Source organism: Angustibacter speluncae (genome assembly GCF_054777815.1).
In genome coordinates, this window is sequence record NZ_BAAHAF010000086.1 from 35600 (window position 1) to 61463 (window position 25864).

Annotated in this window: 23 protein-coding genes and 1 pseudogene; 9 read left to right on the forward strand and 15 right to left on the reverse strand. The window is 75.5% G+C overall.

Going from position 1 to position 25864, the window contains the following annotated elements:
- Both ACYVKY_RS10390 and ACYVKY_RS10395 read left to right on the forward strand, forming a co-directional pair.
- Positions 1–251 (forward strand): Vms1/Ankzf1 family peptidyl-tRNA hydrolase (locus tag ACYVKY_RS10390; protein ID WP_460434902.1); only part of this gene is annotated, 251 nt, incomplete at its 5' end.
- Between the two features lie 110 nt (positions 252–361).
- Positions 362–1324 (forward strand): hypothetical protein, encoded by a 963-nt coding sequence (locus ACYVKY_RS10395; protein WP_460434903.1) that lies wholly within the window; start codon positions 362–364, stop codon positions 1322–1324.
- Positions 1325–1344: 20 nt separating this feature from the next.
- On the opposite strand, the gene ACYVKY_RS10400 is transcribed toward ACYVKY_RS10395, so the two are convergent.
- On the reverse strand, positions 1345–1803 hold the full coding sequence (locus ACYVKY_RS10400; RefSeq protein ID WP_460434904.1) for an SRPBCC family protein: 459 nt from the start codon (positions 1801–1803) through the stop codon (positions 1345–1347).
- A 146-nt stretch (positions 1804–1949) separates the two neighbouring features.
- On the opposite strand from ACYVKY_RS10400, the gene ACYVKY_RS10405 reads away from it, so the two are divergent.
- Complete coding sequence (locus ACYVKY_RS10405; RefSeq protein ID WP_460434905.1) at positions 1950–4667, forward strand: fibronectin type III domain-containing protein; 2718 nt, start codon at positions 1950–1952, stop codon at positions 4665–4667.
- Between the two features lie 53 nt (positions 4668–4720).
- On the opposite strand, the gene ACYVKY_RS10410 is transcribed toward ACYVKY_RS10405, so the two are convergent.
- The 6 genes from ACYVKY_RS10410 to ypfJ are packed head-to-tail and all read right to left on the reverse strand — an operon-like array spanning position 4721 to position 9864.
- Positions 4721–5323 (reverse strand): energy-coupling factor transporter transmembrane component T, encoded by a 603-nt coding sequence (locus ACYVKY_RS10410; RefSeq protein ID WP_460434906.1) that lies wholly within the window; start codon positions 5321–5323, stop codon positions 4721–4723.
- Positions 5320–6003, reverse strand: a complete 684-nt coding sequence (locus ACYVKY_RS10415) for an energy-coupling factor ABC transporter ATP-binding protein (RefSeq protein WP_460434907.1) — start codon at positions 6001–6003, stop codon at positions 5320–5322. The genes ACYVKY_RS10410 and ACYVKY_RS10415 overlap by 4 nt, the downstream gene beginning before the upstream one ends.
- Complete coding sequence (locus ACYVKY_RS10420) at positions 6000–7160, reverse strand: thiolase family protein (RefSeq protein WP_460434908.1); 1161 nt, start codon at positions 7158–7160, stop codon at positions 6000–6002. Before ACYVKY_RS10420 ends, ACYVKY_RS10415 begins: the two co-directional genes overlap by 4 nt.
- Positions 7161–7184: 24 nt before the next feature.
- The gene (locus tag ACYVKY_RS10425) at positions 7185–8333 is read right to left on the reverse strand and encodes an acyl-CoA synthetase family protein (RefSeq protein ID WP_460434909.1); all 1149 of its coding nucleotides are present in this window, start codon (positions 8331–8333) and stop codon (positions 7185–7187) included.
- A complete protein-coding gene (locus ACYVKY_RS10430) occupies positions 8320–8937 on the reverse strand; it encodes a biotin transporter BioY (RefSeq protein ID WP_460434910.1) in 618 nt (205 codons plus the stop codon). Before ACYVKY_RS10430 ends, ACYVKY_RS10425 begins: the two co-directional genes overlap by 14 nt.
- A 33-nt stretch (positions 8938–8970) precedes the next feature.
- Entirely contained in the window at positions 8971–9864 is an 894-nt protein-coding gene (gene ypfJ, locus ACYVKY_RS10435; protein ID WP_460434911.1) for a neutral zinc metallopeptidase, read from the reverse strand.
- A gap of 160 nt (positions 9865–10024) precedes the next feature.
- Between ypfJ and ACYVKY_RS10440 the strand changes: the two genes are divergently transcribed.
- Genes ACYVKY_RS10440 through ACYVKY_RS10450 form a run of 3 tightly spaced genes read left to right on the forward strand, consistent with a single transcriptional unit; the run spans position 10025 to position 14392 of the window.
- Positions 10025–11623 carry an ABC-F family ATP-binding cassette domain-containing protein gene (locus ACYVKY_RS10440; RefSeq protein WP_460434912.1) on the forward strand — a complete coding sequence of 533 codons (1599 nt, stop codon included), beginning with the start codon at positions 10025–10027 and terminating at the stop codon, positions 11621–11623.
- 13 nt (positions 11624–11636) lie between these two features.
- Positions 11637–12440 (forward strand): enoyl-CoA hydratase/isomerase family protein, encoded by an 804-nt coding sequence (locus ACYVKY_RS10445; RefSeq protein ID WP_460434913.1) that lies wholly within the window; start codon positions 11637–11639, stop codon positions 12438–12440.
- Between the two features lie 53 nt (positions 12441–12493).
- On the forward strand, positions 12494–14392 hold the full coding sequence (locus ACYVKY_RS10450; protein ID WP_460435070.1) for an ABC transporter ATP-binding protein: 1899 nt from the start codon (positions 12494–12496) through the stop codon (positions 14390–14392).
- A 132-nt stretch (positions 14393–14524) separates the two neighbouring features.
- On the opposite strand, the gene ACYVKY_RS10455 is transcribed toward ACYVKY_RS10450, so the two are convergent.
- The 8 genes and pseudogenes from ACYVKY_RS10455 to ACYVKY_RS10490 form a co-directional block, all read right to left on the reverse strand.
- Entirely contained in the window at positions 14525–15292 is a 768-nt protein-coding gene (locus ACYVKY_RS10455) for a Rossmann-fold NAD(P)-binding domain-containing protein (protein WP_460434914.1), read from the reverse strand.
- Positions 15293–15432: 140 nt separating this feature from the next.
- Positions 15433–16284, reverse strand: coding sequence for an SURF1 family protein (locus ACYVKY_RS10460; protein ID WP_460434915.1), 852 nt, complete (start codon positions 16282–16284; stop codon positions 15433–15435).
- 33 nt (positions 16285–16317) lie between these two features.
- Positions 16318–16551, reverse strand: a pseudogene (locus ACYVKY_RS10465) (hypothetical protein); the annotation flags it as partial.
- Between the two features lie 480 nt (positions 16552–17031).
- Positions 17032–17355, reverse strand: a complete 324-nt coding sequence (locus ACYVKY_RS10470; protein WP_460434916.1) for a DUF3099 domain-containing protein — start codon at positions 17353–17355, stop codon at positions 17032–17034.
- Between the two features lie 42 nt (positions 17356–17397).
- The gene (locus tag ACYVKY_RS10475) at positions 17398–18813 is read right to left on the reverse strand and encodes a metallopeptidase TldD-related protein (protein ID WP_460434917.1); all 1416 of its coding nucleotides are present in this window, start codon (positions 18811–18813) and stop codon (positions 17398–17400) included.
- On the reverse strand, positions 18810–20330 hold the full coding sequence (locus ACYVKY_RS10480) for a TldD/PmbA family protein (protein WP_460434918.1): 1521 nt from the start codon (positions 20328–20330) through the stop codon (positions 18810–18812). The genes ACYVKY_RS10475 and ACYVKY_RS10480 overlap by 4 nt, the downstream gene beginning before the upstream one ends.
- A 60-nt stretch (positions 20331–20390) precedes the next feature.
- Entirely contained in the window at positions 20391–21368 is a 978-nt protein-coding gene (locus ACYVKY_RS10485) for a quinone oxidoreductase family protein (protein WP_460434919.1), read from the reverse strand.
- Positions 21369–21382: 14 nt separating this feature from the next.
- The gene (locus ACYVKY_RS10490; RefSeq protein ID WP_460434920.1) at positions 21383–21961 is read right to left on the reverse strand and encodes a hypothetical protein; all 579 of its coding nucleotides are present in this window, start codon (positions 21959–21961) and stop codon (positions 21383–21385) included.
- A 92-nt stretch (positions 21962–22053) separates the two neighbouring features.
- On the opposite strand from ACYVKY_RS10490, the gene fabG reads away from it, so the two are divergent.
- From fabG to ACYVKY_RS10505, 3 genes are read left to right on the forward strand one after another with little or no spacing between them, the layout of a single operon-like run.
- Positions 22054–22782 (forward strand): Rossmann-fold NAD(P)-binding domain-containing protein, encoded by a 729-nt coding sequence (fabG, locus tag ACYVKY_RS10495; RefSeq protein WP_460434921.1) that lies wholly within the window; start codon positions 22054–22056, stop codon positions 22780–22782.
- Between the two features lie 36 nt (positions 22783–22818).
- Positions 22819–23580: an enoyl-ACP reductase gene (fabI, locus tag ACYVKY_RS10500; protein WP_460434922.1), complete on the forward strand. Its 762-nt coding sequence runs from the start codon at positions 22819–22821 to the stop codon at positions 23578–23580.
- Positions 23581–23597: 17 nt separating this feature from the next.
- Positions 23598–25862: a tetratricopeptide repeat protein gene (locus tag ACYVKY_RS10505; RefSeq protein ID WP_460434923.1), complete on the forward strand. Its 2265-nt coding sequence runs from the start codon at positions 23598–23600 to the stop codon at positions 25860–25862.
- Positions 25863–25864 lie beyond the last annotated feature (2 nt).

Genomic DNA, 25864 nt, shown 5'->3' on the forward strand with positions numbered 1-25864 from the left:
CCGCCGCCGACGCCGCGCACGCCACCTGGTCGCAGACCCCGTCGGACCGGCCGCGGGCGCGGCACGAGGTGCTCGTGGTCGGTGGCGACCGCGCGCTCGTGGCCCAGGTCCTCGACGACCCGCGGCTGCGACGCGTCGCCGACCTGCCGCGCAGCCCGCTCCTCGACGTCCGCGACCCCCGCCTCGACGTGCTGCGCGAGGCGCTGCAGCGCTCGCGCTGCGTCCGGATCGGCCTGACCGAGCCGGCGTGAGCGCGTGAGGCCGGTCACGCCGGGCGTCCGGACCGAGCACGCGACCGCCCGGGCCGGCTCGGTCGGGGGGCCTGCGGTGTGGTCTACTCGACTCCGTCCGTGACCCTCCCGTGACCCGGGAGCCCCCCGAGATCCGCGAGTGGTGGTCCTGCATGACGCGTGCGCGACGCCGTACCAGCGCACCCACCCACCGCCGTCCCGCCCAGCCCCGAGGTCTGCGCGGCACGGTCTCGCTGCTCACCCGTCGCGGCGTCCGCGAGCGTGCCGGGGCCTCGGCCCTGCTGCTGTGCCTCGCCGGCGGCGCAGCCCTCAGCGGCCCGGTCGCGGCCGACGGGGGTGTCGACCTCCCGCAGGTGGCGGCGCCGCTGGCCGACGTCGCCCTGGCCGCCCCCGCCGACCGCTCGTCCGCGACCGACCAGCGCGCCGCGGCCGTCCAGCAGGTGTCGCGCGACGCCGTGCGGGCCGCGCCGGACGTCGCGGCACCGGTCGTCGCCGCCCCGGTCCTGGTGCCGCAGACCACGGTGGTCTACGCGGTCGAGGACACCTCGGTCCTGTCCGAGCCCACGTCCGGCGGCGCGAGGCTGTCGTCGCTCGCGCGCGGCGCCCAGCTCGCCGTCACCGGTCGCACCGAGCGCGGGTACAGCGAGGTCGCCACCGGTGCCGCCCTGGGCTGGATCCTCACGGCTGCGATCAGCACCTCGCCCCCGCCGACGCTGTCCGGCGCCCCGTGCCCGGGCCAGTCCTCGGTCGAGAACGGCCTGCGGGCCAGCACGATCGCGGTGCACCGGGCCGTCTGCGCCCAGTTCCCCGGCCTGGTCCACGGCGGCCTGCGCCCGGGTGACGACGGCGACCACGGGGTCGGCAAGGCGCTCGACATCATGGTGCGCGGGGCGAAGGGCGACGAGATCGCCCGCTGGCTGCAGCAGAACGCCGACGAGCTCGGCATCCACCAGCTGATCTGGCGCCAGCGCATCTGGTACTCGGGCACCTCCTTCGACGCCTGGAAGGGCATGGAGGACCGTGGGTCCGAGACCGCGAACCACTTCGACCACGTGCACGTGTCGATGCACTGACGGCCCCCCGCCGTCCGGGGTCACCCCTCCACGAGCGCCCGGATCCGCCCCAGGCCGGTGCGCATGCCCGCCTCCAGCTCGTCGCCGTGGCCGTCCTGCCCGCCGAGCAGCAGCCGGGCGAACAGGTCGGCCACCACGGGCACGCCGTCCGGCACCGAGCGGTGCTGCTCGAGCAGGGTCCCGTCGGGGTGCGGGCTGAGCCGGTAGGTCCATCGTGCGCCGCTCTCGCGCACCGTCCAGCCGATCGCGCGGCCGGGGTCGAGCAGGTGCACCCGGGAGCGGGTCGGCCAGACGACCGGTCCGCGCCGGTTCACGCCGACGAGCAGCGACCCGACGGCGACGGGCCCGCGCACGAGGACGCGCCGGCACTCCGGCGACCACTCTGGCGTGCGGCGCACGTCGGCGACGACGTCCCACACCCGTTCGGGTGCGGCGCCGATCAGTACCGACGCGGCCAGGTCGCGCGTGTCACGCCCCATCGGCGCAGCATCGCACAGCCCGATCGGGTGACGCCGTCCCGCTGCGTCGCTTGAGACCTCAACCACCCCCGGTGAGCGCACCGATGCTCTCGTCGGCGCCACGACGGCTTGTCCGGTGCCTTCGCGACGTCGACGACAGGACGCAGATGACCTCCCGCCCGCTCCGCACGGCCGGCTCCGCCGCCGTGACCCTCGCCCTGGCCCTCGGGCTCGGGGCGCTGGCGCCGACGGCGGCCTCGGCCGTGCCGCTGGTGACCGTCCCCGCCCACGGCGCGTACACCGAGCAGTCCGCGCCGACCGCCATCGCGTCCGGCGTGACGATCTCCGGCGGCGTGACCTACGCCGGCCAGCACATGCAGTTCGGGATCACCGGGTCCTCGCCCAGCGAGTCGCTCTCGCTCCTGCAGGACGCCTCGCCGGTCACCACCGACGGCGTCGTCTCCGTGGTCGGCGGCACGGTGTACCGCGGCAACGGCACCTCCGCCGACCCGATCGGCACCGTCGACGCCGTCGAGGACGGCGCCCAGGGCCGCACCCTGCGGGTCAACTTCACCTCCAAGGTCGACAACGCCGGGTTCGAGCAGGGCCTCGGCGACTGGACGGTCTACGAGCAGCGGGTCGACCTCGGCGTCACCCAGCTCGCCGGCTTCACGACCCAGGACACGAGCACCTACCCGGGCAACGTGTCGAACCAGGACAACAACCCGACGATGGACGGCTGGGGCGCGCCGACGTACGCCGTCCGCGCGACCACCGACGGCGAGCCCACCGAGGGCACGTACGCGATGGAGCTCAGCAGCTCCGGCATGACCACCGCCGCGCCCTGCGACGTGGTGCACGGCCCGGCGGTCGCCTCCGGCGAGTTCGAGGCCGCTGCCGGCGACACCCTCTACTTCGACTGGCGCGCGTTCGCCGGCGAGGACGCCGCGCACGTGTTCGGCTACCTGCTCGACGAGAACGGCACCCAGATCGAGGTCATCGACGCCGTCACCGGCTACTCGGCCTCGACGCCGTGGGCGACCAGCGAGACGGTCCTGCCCCGCTCGGGCACCTTCCGGTTCGTCTTCGTCGGCGGCACCTACGACGCCACCTGCGGTCAGGCCGCCGGCGCCCGGCTGCTGATCGACAACATCAAGGTCTTCGGCACCCGCGCCTCCGACGACGTCGTGCAGCAGATCGCCCGCAAGCTCGCCTACGCCAACTCCTCCGACACCCCCGCGACCTCGCGCACGGTCGAGGTGGCGGTGAGCAGCGTCGCCAACGGCACCGGCACCGCGACGATCCCGGTCGACGTGACCCCGGTCGACGACGGCCCGGCCTTCACCGGCGCGGCCCCCGAGGCGCGGTTCACCAACAACCAGCCCGACGACACCTTCACCGACGTCACCGGCACGGTCGCCGCGGCCGACCCGGAAGGCGACGCGGTCACCTTCGGCCTGCCGGGCGGCACCGCCCGGGCGGCGACGATCGGCGGCCAGACCTACACCCACGCCCAGCAGACCCCGCTCGGCACCGTGCACCTGGACGCCGCCTCCGGCCGCTGGGTCGTCGTGCCCGACGACGCCGCGCTCGAGGCGCGCACCGAGAGCGGCAGCCTGACCGTCCCGGTCAGCGCCACCTCGAACGGCCTGAGCACCCAGCGCGACCTCACCGTCGCCGTCGACGTGCCGCCGAGCGCCCCGGGTGCCCCCACCGGCCTGACCGCCGCCGGGCGCGACGGCGCCGTCGACCTGTCGTGGACGGCACCGACCTGGAGCGGCGGCACGCCGGCCCAGGGCCACCACGTCGAGGTGTCCGCCGACGGCGGCACGACCTGGACGACCGCCTCGGCGACCGCGTCCTCGGCGACCAGCTGGACCGTGACCGGCCTGACCAACGGCAGCCCGTACCTGTTCCGGGTGTCCGCGACCAACGCCACCGGCACCGGCCCCGCCTCGGCCACGACGACGGGCACCCCGTTCACCGTGCCCGGCGCGCCCTCGCTGACCGGCGTGGTCGCCGGCAACCGCACCCTGGTGCTCGAGGTCGGCGCCCCCGGCTTCGACGGCGGGTCCCCGGTCACCGGGTACCGCGCGTCGCTCGACGGCGGCACCACCTGGACCACCCCGGCCGCGCTGGTCGACGGCACGCTCACCGTGCACAGCCTCGACAACGGCCGCACCTACCCGGTGGTCGTCCAGGCCGTGAACGCCGCCGGCCCCGGTGCGTCCTCGTCCGCCCTGCCCGGCAGCCCGGTCCGCCAGGCCGTCCCCGACGACGTCGTCGGCGCTCCGGGCCCCGTCACCACCGTCGTCGACGGCGTCCGGACGACCCCGCAGGTGGTCTCGGACGGCCAGGGCGTCGGCGTCGAGGTCGCGGGCGTCACCGTCCGGCTCACCGGCGTCGACGCGACCGGCGCGCCTCTCGCCGGCGACCAGGGCACCGTGCGCCTCGAGCAGGGCGGCTGGGTGCGGGTGACCGGCACGGGCTTCGAGCCCGGCAGCACCGTCGACGTGTGGGTGCTCGGCACCGGCCAGTCGCTCGGTGAGCTCACCGTCGACGCCGACGGCAGCATCGACGGGCTGCTGCCCCTGACCGGCCTGCTGCCCGGCACGATCACGCTGCAGGCCAACGGGCTGGCCGCGGACGGCAGCACCGTCCGGACCTCGCTGCGCGCGGTGGTGGCTGCCCCGTCGGTCAAGACCGTGGTCCAGGCCGCCGCGCCCGGCGTGGCCGTGGCCCGGGCCGTGCCCGCCGCGATGGCCTCGGCCCTGCCGCGGACCGGCGGCGGCGTGGCCGGCGTCCTGTCGACCGGCGTCGCGCTGGTGGTCGCGGGCGGGCTGCTGGTCGCCCGCCGCCGCGGGGAGGCGTCCGCGCAGGTCTGACGCGCACGAGCACGACGAGGGCGGCACCCGAGGGGGGTGCCGCCCTCGTCGCGTCAGTCGTCGAGCCCGCGCGCGACGAGCGCCTCGCCCGTGCGCTGGGCGTGCCGGACGCTGCGCACCACGAGCGGCACCGCGACGGCGCGGACGGCGCGATCGAGGCCGCGGGCGCGCCGGGCGTCGCGCACGTCGTGGGCGAGCGAGCCGACGACCGGCACCGCGCGCACCGCCAGGGCCAGCGCCAGACCCGCCCGGTCGGGGTCGACGCCCAGCACCCGCAGCGGACGCAGCACCGCCACGAGCGCGTCGAGCAGGTCGCTGACCCGCGTCGTCAGGGTGACCAGGCACGCGGCGGCCACCGCCACCAGCAGCGTCCCGACCACCACGACGGCCGCGCGCCACCCGGCGGTCAGCAGCTGGAACGGGACGAGCAGCAGCACCAACCACCAGAGCGGACGCACCTGCGCCAGCGCGACCGCGGGCGTCCAGCGGGCGAGGCCGTAGAGGGTGACCACCACGGCGGCGCCGACGAGCACCGCCGCGGGGGAGCGGACCACGACCAGCACCGTGGTGAGCACTGCGAGCGCGGCGAGCTTCGCGCCGGCCGGTGCGCGGTGCAGCACCGAGGTGCCGGGCCGGAACGCGCCCGCGGGGGTCACGCGCCGTCCGCCACGAGCGCCCGGTACCGGGCGACCGCCTCGGCCGGCGAGCCGTCGGCGACGACGCGTCCGCCGTCGACCACGAGCACCCGGTCCCAGCCGCCGACGAGGTCGAGGTCGTGGGTCACCAGCACGACCTGCTGGGGCAGCGCGAGCAGCAGCTCGCCGACCCGCCGCGTGTTGCGCAGGTCGAGCAGCGTGGTCGGCTCGTCGCAGACCAGCACCTCCGGCTCGGTCACGAGCACCGAGGCGAGCGCCAGCAGCTGCTTCTGCCCGCCGGACAGCAGGTGCGCGGGGTGGTCGGCGTGCCCGTCCAGGTCGAAGCGCCGCAGCGTCGCCCCGACCCGCTCGGCCACCTCGGCGCGGGGGAGCCGCAGCCGCCGCAGCGAGAACGCGACGTCCTCGGCCACCGTCGGCATCACGATCTGGGCGTCGGGGTCGGTGAAGACGAAGCCCACGCGCTGCCGCACCCGGTGGCCGCGGCGGACGGTGTCGTCGCCGCCGACCGTGACGGTGCCCTCGGTGGGCTCGACCAGCCCGTTCAGCAGCCGGGCCAGCGTCGACTTGCCCGAGCCGTTGGCGCCCAGCACCGCGACCTTGCGCTCGGCGACCTCGAGGTCGACCCCGCGCAGCGCCCAGCGCTCGCCGTACCGGACGCCCGCGCCGCTGAGCCGGATCACCCGACCCGCTCCACCAGCAGCGCCAGTCCCTGGCCGCCGCCGACGGCGCAGGTGGCCAGCCCGAGCGACCCGGGGGCGGCCGGCTCGCGCACCAGGCGAGCGAACAGGCGCACCACCAGCAGCGCACCGGACGCGCCCCACGGGTGCCCGAGCGCGATGGCGCCGCCCTGGGCGTTCACGCGGTCGTCCTGCTCGTCCAGACCCAGCGCGTCGAGGCAGGCGAGCACCTGCGCGGCGAACGCCTCGGTGACCTCGAGCGCGGCGAGGTCGTCGAGCCCGACGCCGGTGCGCTCCAGCAGCGTGCGCACGGCGGGGACCGGTCCGAGGCCCGGCAGCCGCGGGTCCGTGCCGCGGGCGACCCAGCCGCGGACGGCGAGGCCCGGGACGCCGAGCACCGCCCGCGTCGCCTCGGGCACGAGGCCCACGACCGCGGCGCCGTCGCTGACGCCGCACGCGTTGCCGGCGGTGACGGTCCCGTCCGCGGCAAACGCCGGTCGCAGCCGGGCGAACCACGCGGGTGAGGCGCCCGACCGGACGCGTTCGTCGGCGGTCGTGCCGCCGACCGGCACGAGCACGGCGGTGAACGCGCCGCGGGCGGAGGCGTCGGCGGCGCGCCGGTGCGACCGCAGGGCCCAGGCGTCCTGCCGCTCACGGGTGACGCTGCAGCGCGCGGCGACGGCCTCGGCCGCCGGACCCATGTCGGGGTCGCCGAGGTCGACCGGGGCGAACGGCGCCCGGGCGTACGGGGTGCCGTCGGGCCAGGTGCGGGTCGGCGCGGTGCTGGCGCTGGCGGCGCCGCCGGCCAGCACCAGGCCCGCGCCCGCCAGCACGGTCGCGGCACCGACGTGGACGGCCTCCTGGCCGCTGCCGCACTGGCGGTCGACCGTGACGCCCGGCACCTGGACGCCGAGCCCGGCCTGCAGCGCCGCGACCCGCGCCGGGTCGCCGCCCGGGCCCATCACGTTGCCGAGCACGACCTCGTCGACCGGGGCGGTGATGCCCAGCGCGCGGACGTCGTCGTGCAGCGCGGCGAGCGCGGCGGCGGCGAGGTCGACGACGGTGCGCTCTCGCAGGGCGTGCCCGGCGGTGCCCACGGGCGTGCGCCGGGCGGCGACGACCACCGGCGTGCGCGGGTCGAGCAGGCTGGGTGGGGGCATGGCGCCCGTCAGCGTAGGAGGCGGTCAGCGCAGGGCGCCGGTCGGGACCGTCCCGTCGGCCACCGCGGCGCGTGCCGCGGCGCGGTCGGGCTTGCCGGACGCGGTCCTCGGCAGGTCCGCCGGGCGCGCCCACCGCCTCGGCCGCGCGGGGGGAGGGAGCCGGTCGAGGGCCGCGCGCAGGTCGTGCGCGGAGGCCGTGCCCACGACCAGGGCGCAGACCACCTCGCCGAGGTCCGGGTGCGGCCGCCCGACGACCAGGGTGTCGCGCACCCCCGGGACGGCGCGGAGCACCTGCTCGACGTGCTCGGCCACCACCGTGTGCCCGCCGGTCGTGACCGCAGCGGAGCCGCGCCCGGTGACGCGGTACCGCTCGTGGACGCGGACGGCGTGGTCGCCGACGCCCGCCCAGCCGTCGTCGGTGCGCCGGCCACGCACGGAGCCGGGGTCGAGCGGACCGAGCGCGAGGTAGGGGGAGCGCGCCCACAGGCCGTCGCGGCGCAGGTCGACCTCCACGCCCGGGAAGGGCGTCCAGCCGGGGCCGTCGGACGACCAGCCGACGAACGACAGCTCGGCCGCGCCGTAGTACTCGTGCACGGCCCACCCACGGGCGCGGCACGCCTCGCGGTGCCGGTCCTCGACGGGCTCGCCGGCGAGCACCACCGCCCGCAACCGCGGGAGCGGGCGGCGCAGCAGCCGGTCGAGGCCGGACGGCACCAGGTGCACGACGGTGGCCTCGCCCGGGTCCTCGTCGCCGACGACGGTGCCGGCCCCGACGGTGGACGCGTGCCACGCGCCGTACAGCGACAGCGACGACCACAACGGTCCCGGCGTCCAGACGACGTCGGCGGCGGTGAGGCCGAGCAGGGCGGTGAGGGGGTCGAGGCTCGCGCGCCACGAGTCGTGGGTGCGCAGCACCCCGGCCGGTGTCCCGGCGCTGCCGGAGGTGAAGACGGCGAGCCGTCCGGCCCCGAGCCGGCCGTCGGCCACGGCGGCCGCGACCTGCCGCCGCGCGTCCTCGGCGGGAGCGGTGGGCCAGGTGGGGTCGAGCACGGCGACCGGCGCGCCGGCGTCGAGGAGGTCGGCGAACCGGGTGAGCAGGCGCCGCTGGTCCGGCTCGGCGAGGACCACGCCGCCGGACGGGTCGTCGACCGCCGGGCGGTCAGGCGGCGGCACGCTCGCGCTCGCGCCGGGGCGCGGGTGCCACCTCCGGCACGGCCCGGTGCACGGCTGCGGCGACCGCCGTGCCGACGACGACCTTGAGCGCGTCGCCGGGCAGGAACGCCACCGTGGCGGCGGCGGTGGCGAGCAGGCCGGACGTCCCCGTCACCAGGGCCGTCACGGGGATGCCGATCGCGTAGACCACGACGATGCCGCCGACGACGTTCGCCAGGCCGCCCCACCACAGCGGGTAGCGCGGCAGGCGCCGCTCGACGAGCCAGCCGATCACGAAGGCGCCGACGACGAAGCCGACGAGGTAGCCGGCGCTCGGCCCGACGAACACACCGAGGCCGCCGCGTCCGCCCGACAGCAGCGGCAGGCCCGCCGCGACGAGGGCGAGGAAGGTGAGCACCGCCAGGGCGCCGCGCTTCGCGCCGAGCACCGAGCCGGCGAGCATGACGCCCATCGTCTGCAGGGTGACCGGCACCGGGTTGCCCGGGATCGCGATCGCACCGGGCAGGCCGAGCACCGCGATGAGCGCGGCGAAGGTCGAGACCAGGGCGAGGTCGCGGGCGGGGAGCCGGCGGCGGCGGGGCCGGTCGTCGGGGGCGGCGGTCATGCCGAGAGGGTAGGGGGCCGATAAGGGCAGGGCTCAGCCGAGGTCGGCCGCGTCCAGGGTGTCGCAGGCGTTCAGGTCGCCGCTGGAGTAGCCGGTCGAGAACCACTTCTGCCGCTGCTCCGACGAACCGTGCGTCCACGCCTCGGGGTTGACCCTGCCCTGGGTGCGCTCCTGGATGCGGTCGTCGCCGACCGACGAGGCCGCCGACAGGGCGTCGGCGATGTCCTGGTCGGTGAGCGGCTGCAGGAACGGGACACCGGTGTCGGGGTCCTCGACGGTCGCCGCGTGGTGGGCCCAGACGCCGGCGAGGCAGTCGGCCATCAGCTCGACCCGCACGGCGCCGGACTCCTCGCCCTGCGGGTCCTGCTGGGCGGCGCCCAGGACGCCGAGCTGGTTCTGGACGTGGTGGCCGAACTCGTGCGCCACCACGTACTCCTGGGCGAGGGGACCGCCGCTGGAGCCGAACTGGTCGGTGAGCACCTGGAAGAAGTCGGCATCGAAGTACATCGAGGTGTCGGTCGGGCAGTAGAACGGCCCGACCGCGGACGTCGCGGCGCCGCAGCCGGTGTCGGTCCGGCCGCTGAACACGACGGTGTAGGGCCGCTCGTAAGAGCCGCCGGCCGCGGGCAGGGCCTCCTGCCAGTAGGCGTCGAGGCTGTTCTCGGTGGCGATGATGCGGCACTCGACGTCGGTGTTCGCGTCCTCGGCGTCCTGGCAGCGGGACAGGTCACCGGCGCCCTCCTGCTGGCCACCGCCGCCCCCGCCCGGCGAGGTGGGCAGCTGGCTCGGGTCGCCCCCGAGGAAGACGAACAGCAGCACGAGCAGCAGGCCGCCGACCCCGCCGCCCGCGACGACGCCGCCGGTGCGCCCGCCGCGTCCGCGCGAGGCCCGCGACGTGTCGATGCTCACGCCCTCGTTGAAGCTCACCGGACCTCCTCGTGGCGCACCTGGTGGCACCGGTCGCGCGGCGACGCGGTTCGGTCGGGCCGACCGCCAGCCGTAGACTAGCCACGCGGTACCCGCTGGGCGCGCCCACCGACGAGCGACATCGAGAAGCGGACCGGGCGAGCGGGCGGAGGAGGACGACGTGATCACGGCACAGGGCGTCGAGCTGCGCGCGGGCGCCCGCATCCTGATGCAGGACGTCACGTTCCGCGTCGGGCCCGGCGACCGGGTCGGGCTGGTCGGGCGCAACGGCGCCGGCAAGACGACCCTGACCAAGGTGCTGGCCGGCCAGGGCCAGCCGCACGCCGGGTCGGTGAACGCCACGGGCGACGTGGGGTACCTCCCGCAGGATCCCCGGACGGGCGACCTCGAGGTGTACGCCCTCGACCGCATCCTGTCGGCGCGCGGCCTCGACGAGGTCATCACCGCGATGCGCGACACCGAGGGCGCGATGGCGTCGGCCGACGACGACCGGCGCGACGCCGCGATGGCGCGGTACGGCCGGCTCGAGGCCGAGTTCACCACCAAGGGCGGCTACGCCGCCGAGGCCGAGGCGGGACGCATCGCCGGCAACCTCGGTCTGCCCGAGCGGGTGCTGGCGCAGCCGCTGCGCACCCTCTCCGGCGGCCAGCGCCGTCGGGTCGAGCTCGCGCGGATCCTGTTCTCGGGCGCGCAGACCCTGCTGCTCGACGAGCCGACCAACCACCTCGACGCCGACTCGATCGTGTGGCTGCGCGACCACCTCAAGGGCTACTCCGGCGGCCTGGTGGTGATCTCGCACGACACCGACCTGATCGAGACCGTCGTGAACAAGGTGTTCTACCTCGACGCCAACCGCGCCGTGCTCGACGTCTACAACGTCGGCTGGAAGACCTACCTGCAGCAGCGCGAGGCCGACGAGCGGCGCCGCCACCGCGAGCGGGCGAACGCCGAGAAGAAGGCCGCCGCGCTGCTGACGCAGGCCGACAAGATGCGCGCCAAGGCGACCAAGGCCACCGCCGCGCAGAACATGGCCAAGCGGGCCGAGCGCCTGCTGGGCGGGCTCGAGGAGGTGCGGGCCCACGACAAGGTCGCGAAGCTGCGCTTCCCCGACCCCGCGCCGTGCGGGCGCACGCCGCTGCGGGCGTCGGGCCTGTCGCGCACCTACGGCTCGCTCGAGGTGTTCACCGACGTCGACCTCGCGATCGACCGCGGCTCGAAGGTGGTGGTGCTCGGGCTGAACGGCGCCGGCAAGACCACCCTGCTGCGCATGCTCGGCGGCGTCGACGCCCCCGACACCGGCGAGGTCGAGCCCGGCCACGGCCTGCGGCTCGGCTACTACGCGCAGGAGCACGAGACGCTCGACACCTCGCGCACGGTCCTCGAGAACATGAAGAGCGCGGCACCCGACCTCGGCGAGACCGAGGTGCGCAAGGTGCTGGGTTCGTTCCTGTTCAGCGGCGACGACGTCGACAAGCCCGCCGGGGTGCTGTCCGGCGGCGAGAAGACCCGGCTCGCGCTGGCCACTCTCGTGGTGAGCGCGGCGAACGTGCTGCTGCTCGACGAGCCGACCAACAACCTCGACCCCGCGAGCCGCGAGGAGATCCTCGGCGCGCTGCGCCGGTACAAGGGCGCCGTGGTGCTGGTGACCCACGACGAGGGCGCGGTGCACGCGCTCGAGCCCGAGCGCGTGCTGCTGCTCCCCGACGGCGTCGAGGACCTGTGGGGCCCCGACTACGCCGACCTGGTCGAGCTGGCCTGACACACTCCTGCTCGTGAGCCTCGAGCAGCAGTGCACCGACGTCGGCATCCGGCTCGTCCGCGGCGAGGAGCGCTGGGACGTCGTCCTGGCCCGTCCCGAGCGACGCAACGCGCAGCTGCCGTCGACCTGGCGCGCGCTCAAGGCCGTGGGCGAGGCCGTGCGCGACGCCGGGCCGCGGGTCGTGGTGCTCTCGGGCGAGGGCCCGTCGTTCTCGGCCGGGCTCGACCGGGCGATGTTCACCGGGCAGGTGGGCGAGGGTGAGCGCGGCCTGCCGCAGCTCGCCGCCCTCGACGACGACGCGATCGACCACGAGATCGCTTGGTACCAGGGCGCGTTCACGTGGTGGCGCGAGGTCGACGCCCTCACCGTCGCGGCGGTGCAGGGCCATGCGGTCGGCGCCGGCTTCCAGCTCGCCCTGGCCTGCGACCTGCGGGTCGTCGCCGACGACGTCGCGTTCGCGATGAAGGAGACCTCGCTCGGCCTGGTGCCCGACCTGGCCGGCACCTGGCCGCTGGTCGAGGCCCTCGGGTACGCCCGCGCCCTCGAGGTCTGCGCCACCGGCCGGGCCGTTGGGGCGCAGGAGGCCGTGGCCGGCGGTCTGGCCGTCCGGGCGGTGCCGGGGGAGCGGCTGGCCGAGGCGGTCGACGAGCTGGTCGCGTCGCTGCTCGCGGCCCCGGCGGCCGCGGCGACCGCGACCAAGCACCTGCTGTCCGGCGCCCCGTCCCGCACGCCGCAGGAGCAGCGGGCCGCCGAGCGCGCCGCCCAGCGCGACCGGCTGCGCGACCTGGCCCGCGCGCTCGGCGCCGGGCGGGCGTGAGCGACGTCGCGGAACAAGCGGACCCGTCCGGGACGCTGTAGGCCCCGATGAGCATGCACTCGCCCGGTTCGATGCGGCAGTGGGGCACCCTGTCCTCGCTGCGCAAGGACCCGTCCGTCGCCGACCAGCGGGTCAGCCGCGCCACCGTGCGGCGGATCGTGGGCTTCGCCCGGCCCTACCGCGCGTCGATCGCCGCGTTCCTGGTCCTGGTGGTGGGCGGCTCGGCCCTCGTCGTCGTCACGCCGCTGCTGCTGCAGCGCATCGTCGACGACGGCGTCGTCCCGGGCGACCGCCGGGTGGTCGTGACGCTCGCGCTCGTGGTGGCCGGGCTGGCCTTCGTCGAGGCGGCCGTCGGCCTGCTGCAGCGGTGGCTGTCGTCCCGCATCGGCGAGGGCCTCATCTACGACCTGCGCACCCGGGTCTTCGCGCACGTGCAGCGGCAGCCGATCGCGTTCTTCACCCGCGCGCAGACCGGCGCGCTGGTCACCCGCATCAACACCGACGTCATCGGCGCCCAGCAGGCGTTCACGTCCACGCTCAGCGGCGTGGTGTCGAACGTGGTGTCGCTCGTGCTGGTCGCGGGCGCGATGCTCGCGCTGTCGTGGCCGATCACCGTCGCCGCCCTGCTCCTGCTGCCGCTGTTCTACCTGCCGGCCCGCCGGGTCGGCCGCCGGCTCAGCGGGCTCACCCGCGACTCGATGCAGCTGAACGCCGACCTCGCCACGCGCGCCACCGAGCGGTTCAACGTCGCCGGCGCGCTGCTGGTGACGCTGTTCGGGCGCCGCCGCGACGAGGACGCCGAGTTCGCCTCCCGCGCGGGCCAGGTGCGCGACATCGGCGTCCAGATCGCGATGATCGGGCGGGTCTTCTTCACCTCGCTCACGCTGGTGGCCGCGCTGGCGACGGCGCTCGTCTACGGCGTCGGCGGCCTGCTCGCCGCGTCCGGCACCCTGACGATCGGCACGCTGCTCGCTCTCGCCGCGCTGCTCGGCCGGCTCTACGGCCCGATCACCGCGCTGGCCAACGTCCGCGTCGACGTGATGAGCGCGCTGGTGAGCTTCGAGCGGGTGTTCGAGGTGCTCGACCTGCCGGTGCTCGTCGACGACCCGGCCGACCCGGTGCCGCTGCCCGACGGCCCGCTGGGCGTCGAGCTCGACCACGTGACCTTCCGCTACCCGGGCGCCGACGAGGTGTCGCTGGCCTCGCTCGAGACCGTGGGCGGCGCCGGCGACCGCGAGGTCGGCGACGGGCCGGTGCTGCACGACGTCTCGCTCCAGGTGGCCCCCGGGCACATGGTGGCGCTGGTCGGTCCGAGCGGGGCCGGCAAGTCGACGCTCACCTCGCTGGTGGCGCGGCTGTACGACCCGCAGGAGGGCGCGGTGCGCGTCGGCGGCGTCGACGTGCGCGAGGCGTCGCTCGAGGACCTGCACGGCCGCGTCGGCGTGGTCACGCAGGAGGCGCACATGTTCCACGACACGGTGCGCGCCAACCTGCTGTATGCGAGGCCGGACGCCACCGACGCCCAGCTCGAGGACGCCCTGCGCGACGCCCAGGTGCTCGAGCTGGTGCGCAGCCTGCCGCGCGGTCTCGACACCGTCGTGGGCGACCGCGGCCACCGGCTCTCGGGCGGGGAGAAGCAGCGCCTCGCGCTGGCGCGGCTGCTGCTGAAGGCGCCGTCGGTGGTCGTCCTCGACGAGGCCACCGCGCACCTGGACTCCGAGTCCGAGGCCGCCGTCCAGCGCGCGCTCGACACCGCGCTGGCGGGCCGCACCTCGCTGGTGATCGCGCACCGGCTCTCGACCGTGCGCGACGCCGACCTCATCGTCGTGGTCGACCGCGGCCGGATCGTCCAGGTGGGCCGGCACGACGAGCTGCTCGAGCTCGGCGGCCTGTACGCGCACCTGTACCGCACCCAGTTCCGCGACCAGGAGACGTCGACCCCCGCGCGCTGACGTCCCGTTCGGGTCCAGGCGGCCACGAGTGGTTGCCTCCGTCGCCGCGAAGCAACCACTCGCGGCCACGTGGTCGCAAGACGCCCCTTCACGGGGCCGTGAAGGGGCAGCTCCTGCGCAGGTGGTCCCGGCTCAGATGGTGCGGAGCATCCCGCCGTCGATGGGGAGCGCGGTGCCGCTGACGTAGCTGGCGGCGGGGGACAGGACGAACACGGCGGCGCGGGCGAACTCCTCGGGGTAGCCGTAGCGGCCCAGCGGGATGCCCGACTCGTTCTGCCGGCGCACCTCGGCCGGGTCGCCGCCGCGGCCGGCGTCGAGCTCGCGGGCGCGGTCGGTGTCGATGCGGCCCGGCAGCACCGCGTTGACGCGGATGGCGCGGGGGCCGAGCTCGTCCGCGAGCGTCTTGGCGACCATCGCCAGGCCCGGACGCAGGCCGTTCGAGATCGCCAGGCCGCCGATCGGGCTGCGCACGGACGACGACAGCACGAACAGGATCGAGCCGCCCTCGGTGCCGACACCGCGCGAGACCGCCTTGGCGGTGCGCACCGCGCCGAGGAAGACGCTGTCGAAGGCCTGCTTCCAGTCGTCGTCGGAGGTCTCGAGCACCGTGCCCGCCGGCGGTCCGCCCACGCTGATCAGCGCGCCGTCGAGCCGGCCGAAGCGACCCACCGCGGCCGCGACGCACTGCTCGGGCGCCTGCGGGTCGGCGAGGTCGACCGGCAGGGCCAGCACGCGGTCCGACGAGCCGAGCCGGTCGGCGGCGGCGGTGATCGCCTCGCGGTCGCGCGAGGCCACCACCAGCCGGGCGCCCTCGTCGGCGAGCAGCTGGGCGCAGGCCAGGCCCAGACCGCGCGAGGCGCCGGTCACGATGTACACGCGGTCGTCGAGCCCGAGATCCATGGGCCTCATCGTGCCGCATCGCCACCCCGGTTGGGCGCCGGGACGACCTCACTGCGCGTCGGTTCGCACCCGAACGGTCGCACCGGTGCCCGACTCGTCCCGATCTCGCGGTCGCCGCGCGCGAGCGTCCGGACGCGCGGTCATCGTCCGCGGGTGCGCTCCGCGGCGTCCAGGAGGGCGTCCTCCTCCTCCTCGGCGGTGGGTCGACGACGCCGCGATGGGGACGGCGGTGCGGCCACCGCGCCGGCCGCGTCGGCCGCCTCGTCCTCGGCCGTGCGACGCGCGAGCAGGACGAACCCCACCAGCGCCCCGAGCGCGAACACCACCCACTGCAGGGCGTACGACAGGTGCGGACCCTCGTCGAGCGCAGGCCGCGGCTCGCGCAGCGGGCTGGTGGCGGGGGCCGGCGTCTCCGACGCCAGGTCGCCGTAGGCGCCGGTGACGAGCACCGCGTCCGGGTCGTCGACCGCCTCGGGCAGCAGGGTGGCCGGCGTGATCCGCAGCGTCTGCCCCGCCGGCGCCGGGCGGTCGGTGGGCGGCTCGGGCTGGCGCAGCCGGCTGACGACGTCGACGACGCCGGACGGCGGGGCGGGCACCTCGTCCGGCCGCTCCCCGGTCTCGCCGATGGTCACGAACCCGCGGTCGACCAGCAGCACCACGTCGTCCTCGCCCCGCAGCGGCACGAGCACCTGGTACCCCGGGACGCCGTCGCGGTTGCGGTTGCGCACCAGCACGGTCTCGTCGACGAGGTACTCGCCGCGGACCTCCACCGGCGTCCAGGTCCCGCCGGCGGGGAACCGCTCGGGGTCCGGGACGGCCTGCGCGAGCGGCACCGGTTCGCGGTCGTAGTTGGCGACCACCTCGGCGTTGCGGGCGAGCCGCTGCTCGCGACGGCTCCACTGCCAGCTGCCGAGCACCACGCACGCCACCGCGACCGCGACGGCCAGGGCGAGCAGTCCGAGCCAGCGCCCGGACAGCAGGAAGCGGTACACCCTGCCACGGTAGAACGCGGCCGGGCCCGGACGTCAGGCGGTGGCGCCGCGGACGTCGGCCATCGGCTCGACGTCGCGCAGGAAACCGCGCAGCGAGAGGAACTCGCTCAGGTGCTCGCGGTGCTCGTCGCACGCGAGCCAGGTCTTGCGGCGCTCGGGGGTGTGCAGCCGCGGGTTGTTCCAGCGCAGCGCCCACTCGGCGTGCTCGCGGCAGCGCCGGGCGCTGCAGACGGGGTCGCCCGGCGGCTCGTGCTGCTCGCTCTCGGGGCGCGTGCCCGGCGCGACGTGCGCGGGGCCGGGCCCGCCCGCAGGTCGGGCCGGGAAGGAGAGCGGGGAGAGGACGGTCGGACCGGTCGGGGTGGTCATGACGCCTCCTGCAGGTGCCTCGCGTGCGGGCCAGGTGGGGACGACGGGCCGACGGCCTGCCGTCGCAGCCAGTGAAACACAGGTGGCGGGGAGGTGAACGCGACGGGCCGGGCGGGTTGCGGGGTGTCGCGGCCGGCCTGGCGTGTCGTCCGGCGTGTCGTCGGCGAGGTGCTCGGTGACCCGGCTGCGGACGAGGCGACGCCGGGTGGCAACGGGGGGGTGCCACCCGGCGTCAAGGCGCTCGACGGGGGAGGCGAGCGCGCACAGCGAGTATGACACGGATCGGTGTCAGTGTCAGTGCGATGCGCGCGGGTTCCGCACCGCTGCCCGGAGGTCCCTGGCGACGCGTCGTCGTCCGGTCAACGCTCGCTCAACGGGGGCTCAACGGGGCGGGAGCTCGTCGTCCGGTCGGGCGGGCGGCAGCGCGCCCATCGGCACCACCGTGGGCGCCGCCGGCCCGGGACCGCCGCGCTCGCGCCCCGCGTTCGCCGCGATCACCGCGACGTACGGCAGGAACACGGCGCCGACGACGAACACCCAGCGCAGCGGACCCTCGACGACGACCGCGAGGACCACGCACGCGGTGCGGATCGTCATCGAGATCGCGTACCGGATCATCCGGTCGCGCTGGTCCTCGCTGTGCGGGCGCCTGGCCGAGGTCAGCGACTGCACCTCGACCTCGTCGCGCTGCTTGCCACGGGCCACCGCACCACGGTACGTCCGGGTGCGGCCGCGCGCCCGGTCGGGTCACGTGCCCTGGCTCACGCTCGACATGTTGAAGCCGCGGATGCGCATGGGCGGCACCGCCGTGCGCGAGAAGAACTCGTTCCACTCGCGGTTCAGCGCGATGCCGGTCTCGCCGATCGCGTCGACCCGCCGCAGCATGTCGACCGGCGACTCGTTGAACCGGAAGTTCGTGACCGCGCCCTGCACCTCGCCGTCCTCGACCAGGTACACCCCGTCGCGGGTGAGGCCGGTCAGCAGCAGCGAGACCGGGTCGACCTCGCGGATGTACCAGAGCGAGGTGACCAGCAGCCCGCGCGCGGTCGAGGCGACCAGGTCGTCAAGCCCGCCGCGGCCCTCGGGCGAGGTGACGACCAGGTTGTCGAGCCCGTGGGTGAGGGGCAGGCCGGTCATCGCGCTGGTGAACCGCGAGGTGGGCAGCGCCGCGAGGACGCCCTGGTCGACCCAGGTCGCCGCCGGCATGTCGAGGCCGTTGTCGAACACCGAGTGGTGCGGGCTCGACGAGCCCGTCGCCACGAAGGGCTCGCACTCGAGGCCGGGGTAGGTGGGGTCGCCGCCGATCGTCAGCGGGACATCGGTGAGCCGCTCGCCGACGCGGGTGGTTCCAGGAGACCCCTTCTTGGAGAACACGGTCCGGCCCTCGTACGCGCTGCGAGCGTCGGACACGAAGTAGAGGTAGATCAGCAGGTCGGCGACCGACCCGGCGGGCAGCACGGTGTCGTAGCGACCCGGCTCGAGGTCGATGCGGCGTCCCTGCCACTCCAGGCGCTGCACCAGCCCGGCGTCCATCGCGAGCACGTCGACGTCGGTGAAGTCGGTGGTGTACCGGCAGTCGTAGGTCGAGCGCGACCGCTGGTGCGACTTGCCGGTCATCTCCAGGGTGCCCTTGGGCTGGACGTGCCGACGGCGCGCACCCGCGCTGGTGCCGAGCCAGGTGGTGGTCACGGTGTGCTCGGCGAAGCCGAACAGCTCGCGCTCGGACGCACGGGCCTGCTGCAGCGCCTCGCCGAGCTGGCCCGCCACGCCGGACAGCACCGACGGCCCGGTGTGCTCGGCGGCCTCGCCGAAGGCGGCGTCCTCGCGGCCGGCGGGGAGCTCGGCGGCGTCCTCGGCGGCGGGTGCCGACCGCGCCGCCGCGGTGGCCTCGGCAACGAGCGACGCCAGGTCGTCCGGGCCGACGCCCTTGCGGCTCACCGTGCCGACGCAGGTGCCACGGTCGGTGCGCACGGCGGTCGCCACCGTGACGGTCTGGCCGGTGCTCATGCCGTTGGTGGTCAGGGTGTTGCACGCCCAGCGCAGGTTCGCGGTCGACTCCTCGTGCACGAGCACCGACGTGCCGGCGTGGTCGTCGGCACGGGCTGCGAGCTCGAGCGCCTGCTCGACCAGGTCGGGGCTGGACGAGCTGCGGGTGGCGGTCACTGGCCGGCCTCCTGGACGGTGTTGAGGATGTTGACGCCGCGGAACAGCGCCACGGGGCAGCCGTGGCTCACGGCCGCCACCTGCCCCGGCTGGGCCTTGCCGCAGTTCATCGCGCCGCCGAGCAGGTACGTCGACGGGCCACCGACGGCCGACATCGAGCGCCAGAAGTCGGTGGTGGTCGCCTGGTAGGCGACGTCCTTGAGCTGGCCGGCGAGCTGCCCGTTCTCGATCCGGTAGAACCGCTGGCCGGTGAACTGGAAGTTGTAGCGCTGCATGTCGATGGACCACGACTTGTCGCCGACGACGTAGATGCCGCGCTCGACCTGGGCGAGCACGCCGTCGAGGTCGGGGCCGTCGGCCGCGGGTTGCAGGCTGACGTTCGCCATCCGCTGCATCGGGATGTGCGAGGCCGAGTCGGCGAAGGCGCAGCCGTTCGAGCGTCCGGGCGGGTCGCCCAGGTCGTTCTGGCGGGCCATCCGCCGGTCGAGCTGGTAGCCGACCAGGGTGCCGTCGCGGACGAGGTCCCACTGCTGGGTCTGCACGCCCTCGTCGTCGTACCCGATCGTCGCCAGCCCGTGCTCGACCGTGCGGTCGCCGGTGACGTGCATGAGCCCGCTGCCGTAGTGCAGCGACCCGAGCTGGTCGAGCGTGGCGAAGGAGGTGCCGGCGTAGGCCGCCTCGTAGCCGAGCGCGCGGTCGAGCTCGGTGGCGTGGCCGATCGACTCGTGGATCGTCAGCCAGAGGTTCGTGGGGTCGACGACCAGGTCGTACCGGCCGGCCTCGACCGACGGGGCGGCGAGCTTCTCGCGCACCAGCGACGGCAGCTGCGCCCGCTCGGCCGCCCAGTCCCAGGCGCCGTCGGCCGGCGTACCGGTCATGTACTCCCACCCGCGCCCGACGGGCGGGTTGACGGTGCGCATCGTCTCCATGCCCTCGTCGCCGACGACGACGACCTCGAGCCAGGGGAACAGCCGCACCCGCTGCTGGGTGGTGGTCGTCCCGGCGGAGTCGGCGTAGAACTTCTGCTCCTTGTCGGCCATGACGACCGCCTCGACGTGGTCGACGCCGTCGGCGAGCAGCCCGCGCGACCACTCGGCCAGCAGCGCGGCCTGGTCGGCGGAGGAGACCGAGAACGGGTCGGTCGTGTAGCTCGAGACCCACTGGACGTCGGCGTGCACGGGCTCGTCGGCGAGCTCGACCCGCTCGGTCGACAGCGGCTTCGAGACGCGCGCGATGTCGACCGCCTGCTCGGCCGCGCGGGCCGCGGCCTCCGGCGTGAGGTCGGCGGCCGCGGCGAACCCCCAGGTGCCGTCGACGAGGACCCGCACCGACAGGCCGGAGTCGGTGTCGTCGCGCGACGACGACAGGTTCGCGTCGCGCAGCTCGACGACCGAGCGGCGGTTGCGCTCGAGCCGGAACGCGGCGTGCTCGGCACCCAGCGCGTCGGCGCGGCTCAGGCCGGCGTCGGCGAGGGCTCGCAGGGGCAGGGACGTGAAGTCGTCGTCGACAGGTCGCACGTCCGCGACCCTAGCCGGTGCGCCGCGGCGGCTCCGACCGCCTTCCCGGACCGCGATCGGTCAGCGGCGAGGGTCGACGACCAGCTTGCCGGTGGTGGCGCGGGAGCGGATGTCGCGGTGCGCCTGCGCGGCGTCGTCGAGCGCGTAGGTGCCGCCGTGCACCGGGTTCAGCACGCCGGCGCGCACGAGCGACACGAGCTCGGCCATCGCGGGGTGCAGGCCGCCGGGTCGACGCAGGGTGTGGACGAGCCAGAACCCCATCAGCGCGCGGGACGTCGCCATCAGCGCCCCGGGGTTGACCGGCTTCGGCGCCGAGCGCGAGGCCATGCCGTACGCGACGACCCGGCCGAACGGAGCGAGGGCGTCGAGCGAGCCGTCGAGGACGTGGCCGCCGGTCATCTCGAGCACGACGTCGACGCCCTTGCCGCCGTTGGCCTCCTTCAGCACCTCGGTGACGGCGGCCGCGTCGGCGCAGCTCGAGGTGTCGACGGCGACGTGCGCGCCGAGGTCGAGCGCGAGCTGCCGCTTCTCCTCGCTGCTCGCGGTGGCGATGACGCGGCCGGCGCCCCACTGCCGGGCGAGCTGGACGGCGAGGGAGCCGACACCACCGGCGGCGCTGTGCACGACCACCGACTCGCCGGCGGCCAGGTGGGCGCTGGTGCGCAGCAGGTGCCACGCGGTCGTGCCCTGCAGCACCAGCGCGAGCGCCTGGGCGTCCGAGACGGTGTCCTCGTCCGGGAGCTCGAAGGTGGCCACGTCCGGGGCCGCGGCGACCTGGGCGTACCCGCCGCCGCCCATCAGCAGCGCGACGACGCGCTGCCCGTCCGACCGGCGGGTGCCGACGACCTCGGCGCCCGGGACGAGGGGCAGCGTCTGCGGCGCGAGGTAGGAGTCCTCGGCCTGGTGGGTGTCGGCGTAGTTGACGCCGGCGCCGGTCACGTCGACGAGGGAGAAGCCGTCGCGGGGCTCGGGCTCGGGGAGGTCGGTGGGGGTGAGGACCTCGGGGCCGCCGAACTCGGTGATCTGGATGGCACGCACGAGCGGCGAACCTACTACCCGGTGCGCGCGAGCCGCTCCTCGCACCGCGCGACCAGCTCGGGGCGGTGCTCGCGCCACTTCCGCAGCACCTCGATCGCGGTCGTACCCCCCGCGTACCCGCTCGGGACGGTCAGGTCGAGCTCGGGTCGGGCGAGCAGGACGTCGACGAACGGCCGCTGCTCGTCCTCGCTCTGCCGCAGCTGGGCGCCGAGGTGCAGCAGGACGGGGCCGTTGCCCGGCAGCACCCGGTTGACGTCGTGCCCCGCCTCGACCAGCCGGGTCAGCAGCCGGGGGCCGCCGACGGGGTCGGGGCGCCGGTGCTGCACGAGGTGGTGCAGCGGGAACTCGTCCGGCAGGGCGGTGGCGCCGTCGTCGAGGGCCCGTTCGGCGATCCGGACGGCGACGGCCGCCTCCTTGTTCGCGAGGGCCTTGGCCAGCAGGCTGCTGCCCGACCAGCGCAGGTTCGCGTCGCGCGCGGTGTAGACGCCGAGGAAGTCCTCGAACGTGCCGCGGTCGAGCGCCTGGTAGAGCGGCTGGTCGGCGATCGTCGCGGTGCGTGGCCGGGGGCCGTCGGCGCGTCGGAACAGGCGCATCGTCCGACCGTACGGTCCCGTCGCGGCCGGTGGCGCGGACGCCGTCGGGCTGTGGACGGACCCGGACCCGCCGAACCGGTAGCGTCACCGCCATGGCTGACCAGATCGGCGGCGCCGAGCCGCGCAGCGTGCTCGTGACGGGCGGCAACCGCGGCATCGGCCGGGCGATCGCCGAGCGGTTCCTGGCCCAGGGCGACAAGGTCGCCGTCACCTCCCGAAGCGGCGACGCGCCCGAGGGCGCGCTGGCCGTCGCGTGCGACGTCACCGACACGGGGTCGGTCGACGCCGCCTTCGAGCAGGTCGAGGCCGAGCACGGCCCGGTCGAGGTGCTGGTGGCGAACGCCGGCATCACCAAGGACACGCTGCTGCTGCGGATGAGCGACGACGACTTCGCGTCCGTGGTCGACACCAACCTGGCCGGCGCGTTCCGGTGCGTGCGGCGCGCGTCCAAGGGCATGATCCGCCTGCGCCGCGGTCGGATCGTCCTGATCTCCTCGGTCGTCGGCCTCTACGGCTCCCCGGGCCAGGTGAACTACGCCGCCTCGAAGTCGGGGCTGGTGGGTATCGCCCGGTCGGTGACCCGCGAGCTCGGCGGGCGCGGCATCACGGCCAACGTGGTCGCCCCGGGCTTCATCGACACCGACATGACGGCGTCGCTGCCCGAGGAGACCCAGCAGTCGTACCTGGCCGCGATCCCGGGCAAGCGGTTCGGCACGGTCGACGACGTCGCCGAGACCGTGGCCTTCCTGGCCGGTCCGGGTGCCGGGTACATCAGCGGGGCCGTGGTGCCGGTCGACGGCGGCCTCGGCATGGGCCACTGACGACGAGTTCACCGACGCGCGAGAGGGACTGACGACATGGGACTCCTGGACGGCAAGCGGCTGCTCGTGACCGGTGTGCTCACCGACACCTCGATCGCCTTCCACGTGGCGCGCATCGCGCAGCAGGAGGGCGCGCAGGTCGTGCTCACCTCGTTCGGGCGCACGATGCGCATCACCCAGGTGATCGCGAAGCGGCTGCCCGAGACCGCGCCGGTGGTCGAGCTCGACGTGTCCGACCAGTCGCACCTCGACGCGCTGGCCGACAACGTCCGCGAGCACGTCGACGGCCTCGACGGCGTCCTGCACTCGATCGGGTTCGCCCCGCAGGGCGCGTTCGACTTCCTGAACGCCTCGTGGGAGGACGTCTCGACGGCGCTGCACGTGTCGGCGTACTCGCTGAAGTCGCTGGCCGTCGCCGCGAAGCCGCTGATGTCGCGCGGCGGCTCGGTCGTCGGCCTCACGTTCGACGCCTCGTTCGCGTGGCCGGTGTACGACTGGATGGGAGTGGCCAAGGCCGCCTTCGAGTCGACGTCGCGCTACCTGGCCCGCGACCTCGGGCCCGAGGGCATCCGCTGCAACCTGGTGGCGGCCGGGCCGATCCGCACCACGGCGGCCAAGTCGATCCCGGCCTTCGAGGTCTTCGAGAACACCTGGGACGACCGCGCGCCGCTCGGCTGGGACGTCAAGGACCCCGAGCCCACTGCCCGCGCCTGCGCGATGCTGCTGTCGGACTGGTTCCCTGCCACGACCGGCGAGATCGTGCACGTCGACGGTGGCGTGCACGCCATGGGCTCCTGACCGTCACCGGCCACGCCGTGAGCGACGACCGACGGACCCTGGTCGAGGTCCGCCTCCTCGAGGGACCGAACCTGTACTTCCCGCGGGCGGCCTGCAAGGTCACCCTCGACCTGGCCGCCGTGGCCGACGTCCCGGAGGCGCGGGCGCGCGAGGTGGCGCGGCTGTGCGGGCTGTCGCGCGCACGGCCGGGCGCAGCGGGAACCGTTGTGCGGCAGGCGTTCCTGTTGCGGGTCGTGAAGACGGTCGCCCGTCGCCTCGCCGACGAGACCGGCGTGAAGCGGCTCGCCCTGCGCACCCGCGCGGGCGCCGGCACCACGCACGTCGTGCTCGCCTTCCCGTGGCGCAGCTCGGGGCGCGCCGAGGCCTTCGGCAGCGAGGTCGCCGCCCTGCTCGACGCCGCGGCGTCGGACGACGCCACCGCGGAGGCGCTGGTCGCGGCTCGCACCGAGGCCGCCGGGCGGGTGCGGTCGGCCGACCGCGGACGCGGGCCGCAGGCGGTGCGTCCGCGCATCCCGGTCGCGTCGATCACGGGCACCAACGGCAAGACCACCACGACCCGCCTGCTGGCCCACCTGTGCATGACCGCCGGGTTCCGCACGGCGTGGAGCTCGACCGACGGCGTGGTCGTGCAGGGCGAGCTCGTCGAGCCCGGCGACTACTCCGGACCGGCCGGGGGGCGCAGCGTCCTGGCGGCCGAGGGGGTGCAGATGGGCATCCTCGAGACCGCGCGCGGCGGCATGCTGCTCAAGGGCATGGGCGTCGTCGCGAACGACGTGTCCGTGGTGACCAACGTCAGCGCCGACCACCTGGGGCAGCAGGGGATCGACACGGTCGACCAGCTCGCCGAGGTGAAGGCGATCGTCACCCACGTCACCAAGCCGACCGGGTGGACGGTGCTCAACGGCGACGACCCGCGGGTGCTGGCGATGCGGGCGGGCTCGCCCGGCCGTCCGTTCGTGTTCTCGCTCGACGCCGAGTCGCCCGCCCTGCGCGAGGCGCTCGGGCACGGGGGACGGGCGCTCACCGTCATGGACGGTGCGCTCACGGTGCTCGAGGACGGCGCCGACCCGCTCCGGCTGGTCGACGTGCTCGACATGCCCGTCACGCTGTGCGGCCTGAGCGAGCACAACGTGGCGAACGCGATGGCCGCTGCCGCAGCGGGTCTCGGTCTCGGCCTGCCGGTCGAGGCCGTGGTCGAGGGGTTGCGCACGTTCACGCCGGACGCCGAGAAGAACCCCGGCCGGATGAACACCTTCACCGTCCCGCTGCCCCTGGGCGCTCCGGACGGCGACCGCACCGGGTCGTGCACGGCGATCATCGACCTGGCGCACAACGAGGCCGGGCTGGAGGCCCTGCTGAAGGTCGCGCGCGGCCTGGTGCGTCCGGGGTCGCGGCTCGTCCTGGGTCTCGGTGGGGTGGGCGACCGCACCGACGAGATCCTGCAGGGCATGGGCGAGATGGCGGGGATCGGGGCCGACCGGATCGCCGTCGTCCACAAGTCCCGGTACCTGCGCGGCAAGACGCCCGAGGAGCTCGAGACGCTGCTGCGGGCGGGCGCCGCCGCGGTGGGTGTGCTCGACGTGCCGTCGTACCCCACCGAGGTCGACGGGCTGCGGGCGCTGCTCGGCGAGGCCGGCGACGGCGACGTGGTCGCGCTGATGTCGCACGCCGAGCGCGAGGGCGTCTACGCCGTGCTCGACGAGGTGGGCGCCGTCCCGGACGGCGCGGCCCAGGTGCGGGCCAAGGTGGTCGCGGCCCGCGGCCTGCACGAGCGCGAGGACGAGATGGCGGCCGCGAGGGCGCTGCCGCTCGAGGACGGGCTGGTCGCCTACCGGCAGCTGCACGCCGAGCACCCGGGCGACGCGCGGCTCGCGTACGAGCACGCCTGCGCCCACGACCGTCTGGGGCTCGAGGCCGAGGCGATCCCGCTGTACCGCGAGGCCCTTGCCGACGGTCTGCTCGAGCCGCACCGCACCGGTGCGCGGATCGGCCTCGCGTCGTCGCTGCGCGTCGTCGGCGAGCCCGCCGCCGCGCTGCAGGTGCTCGACGAGCTCGCCGCGGAGCGCCCCGACTCCACCGCCGGGCCCGCGTTCCGCGCCCTCGTGCTGCACGACCTCGGTCGCACGTCCGAGGCGGTGGCCGTCGCGGTCGAGGAGCTCTCGCGCCACCTCGCCGGCTCCGACGCCGAGGGCTACGACCCCGCGCTGCGGTACTACGCCGACGAGCTGCGCGCGTCGGGCGGCTCGGGGTCTGGCGCGGAGGACGTCCACCCGCGAGGCTGAGT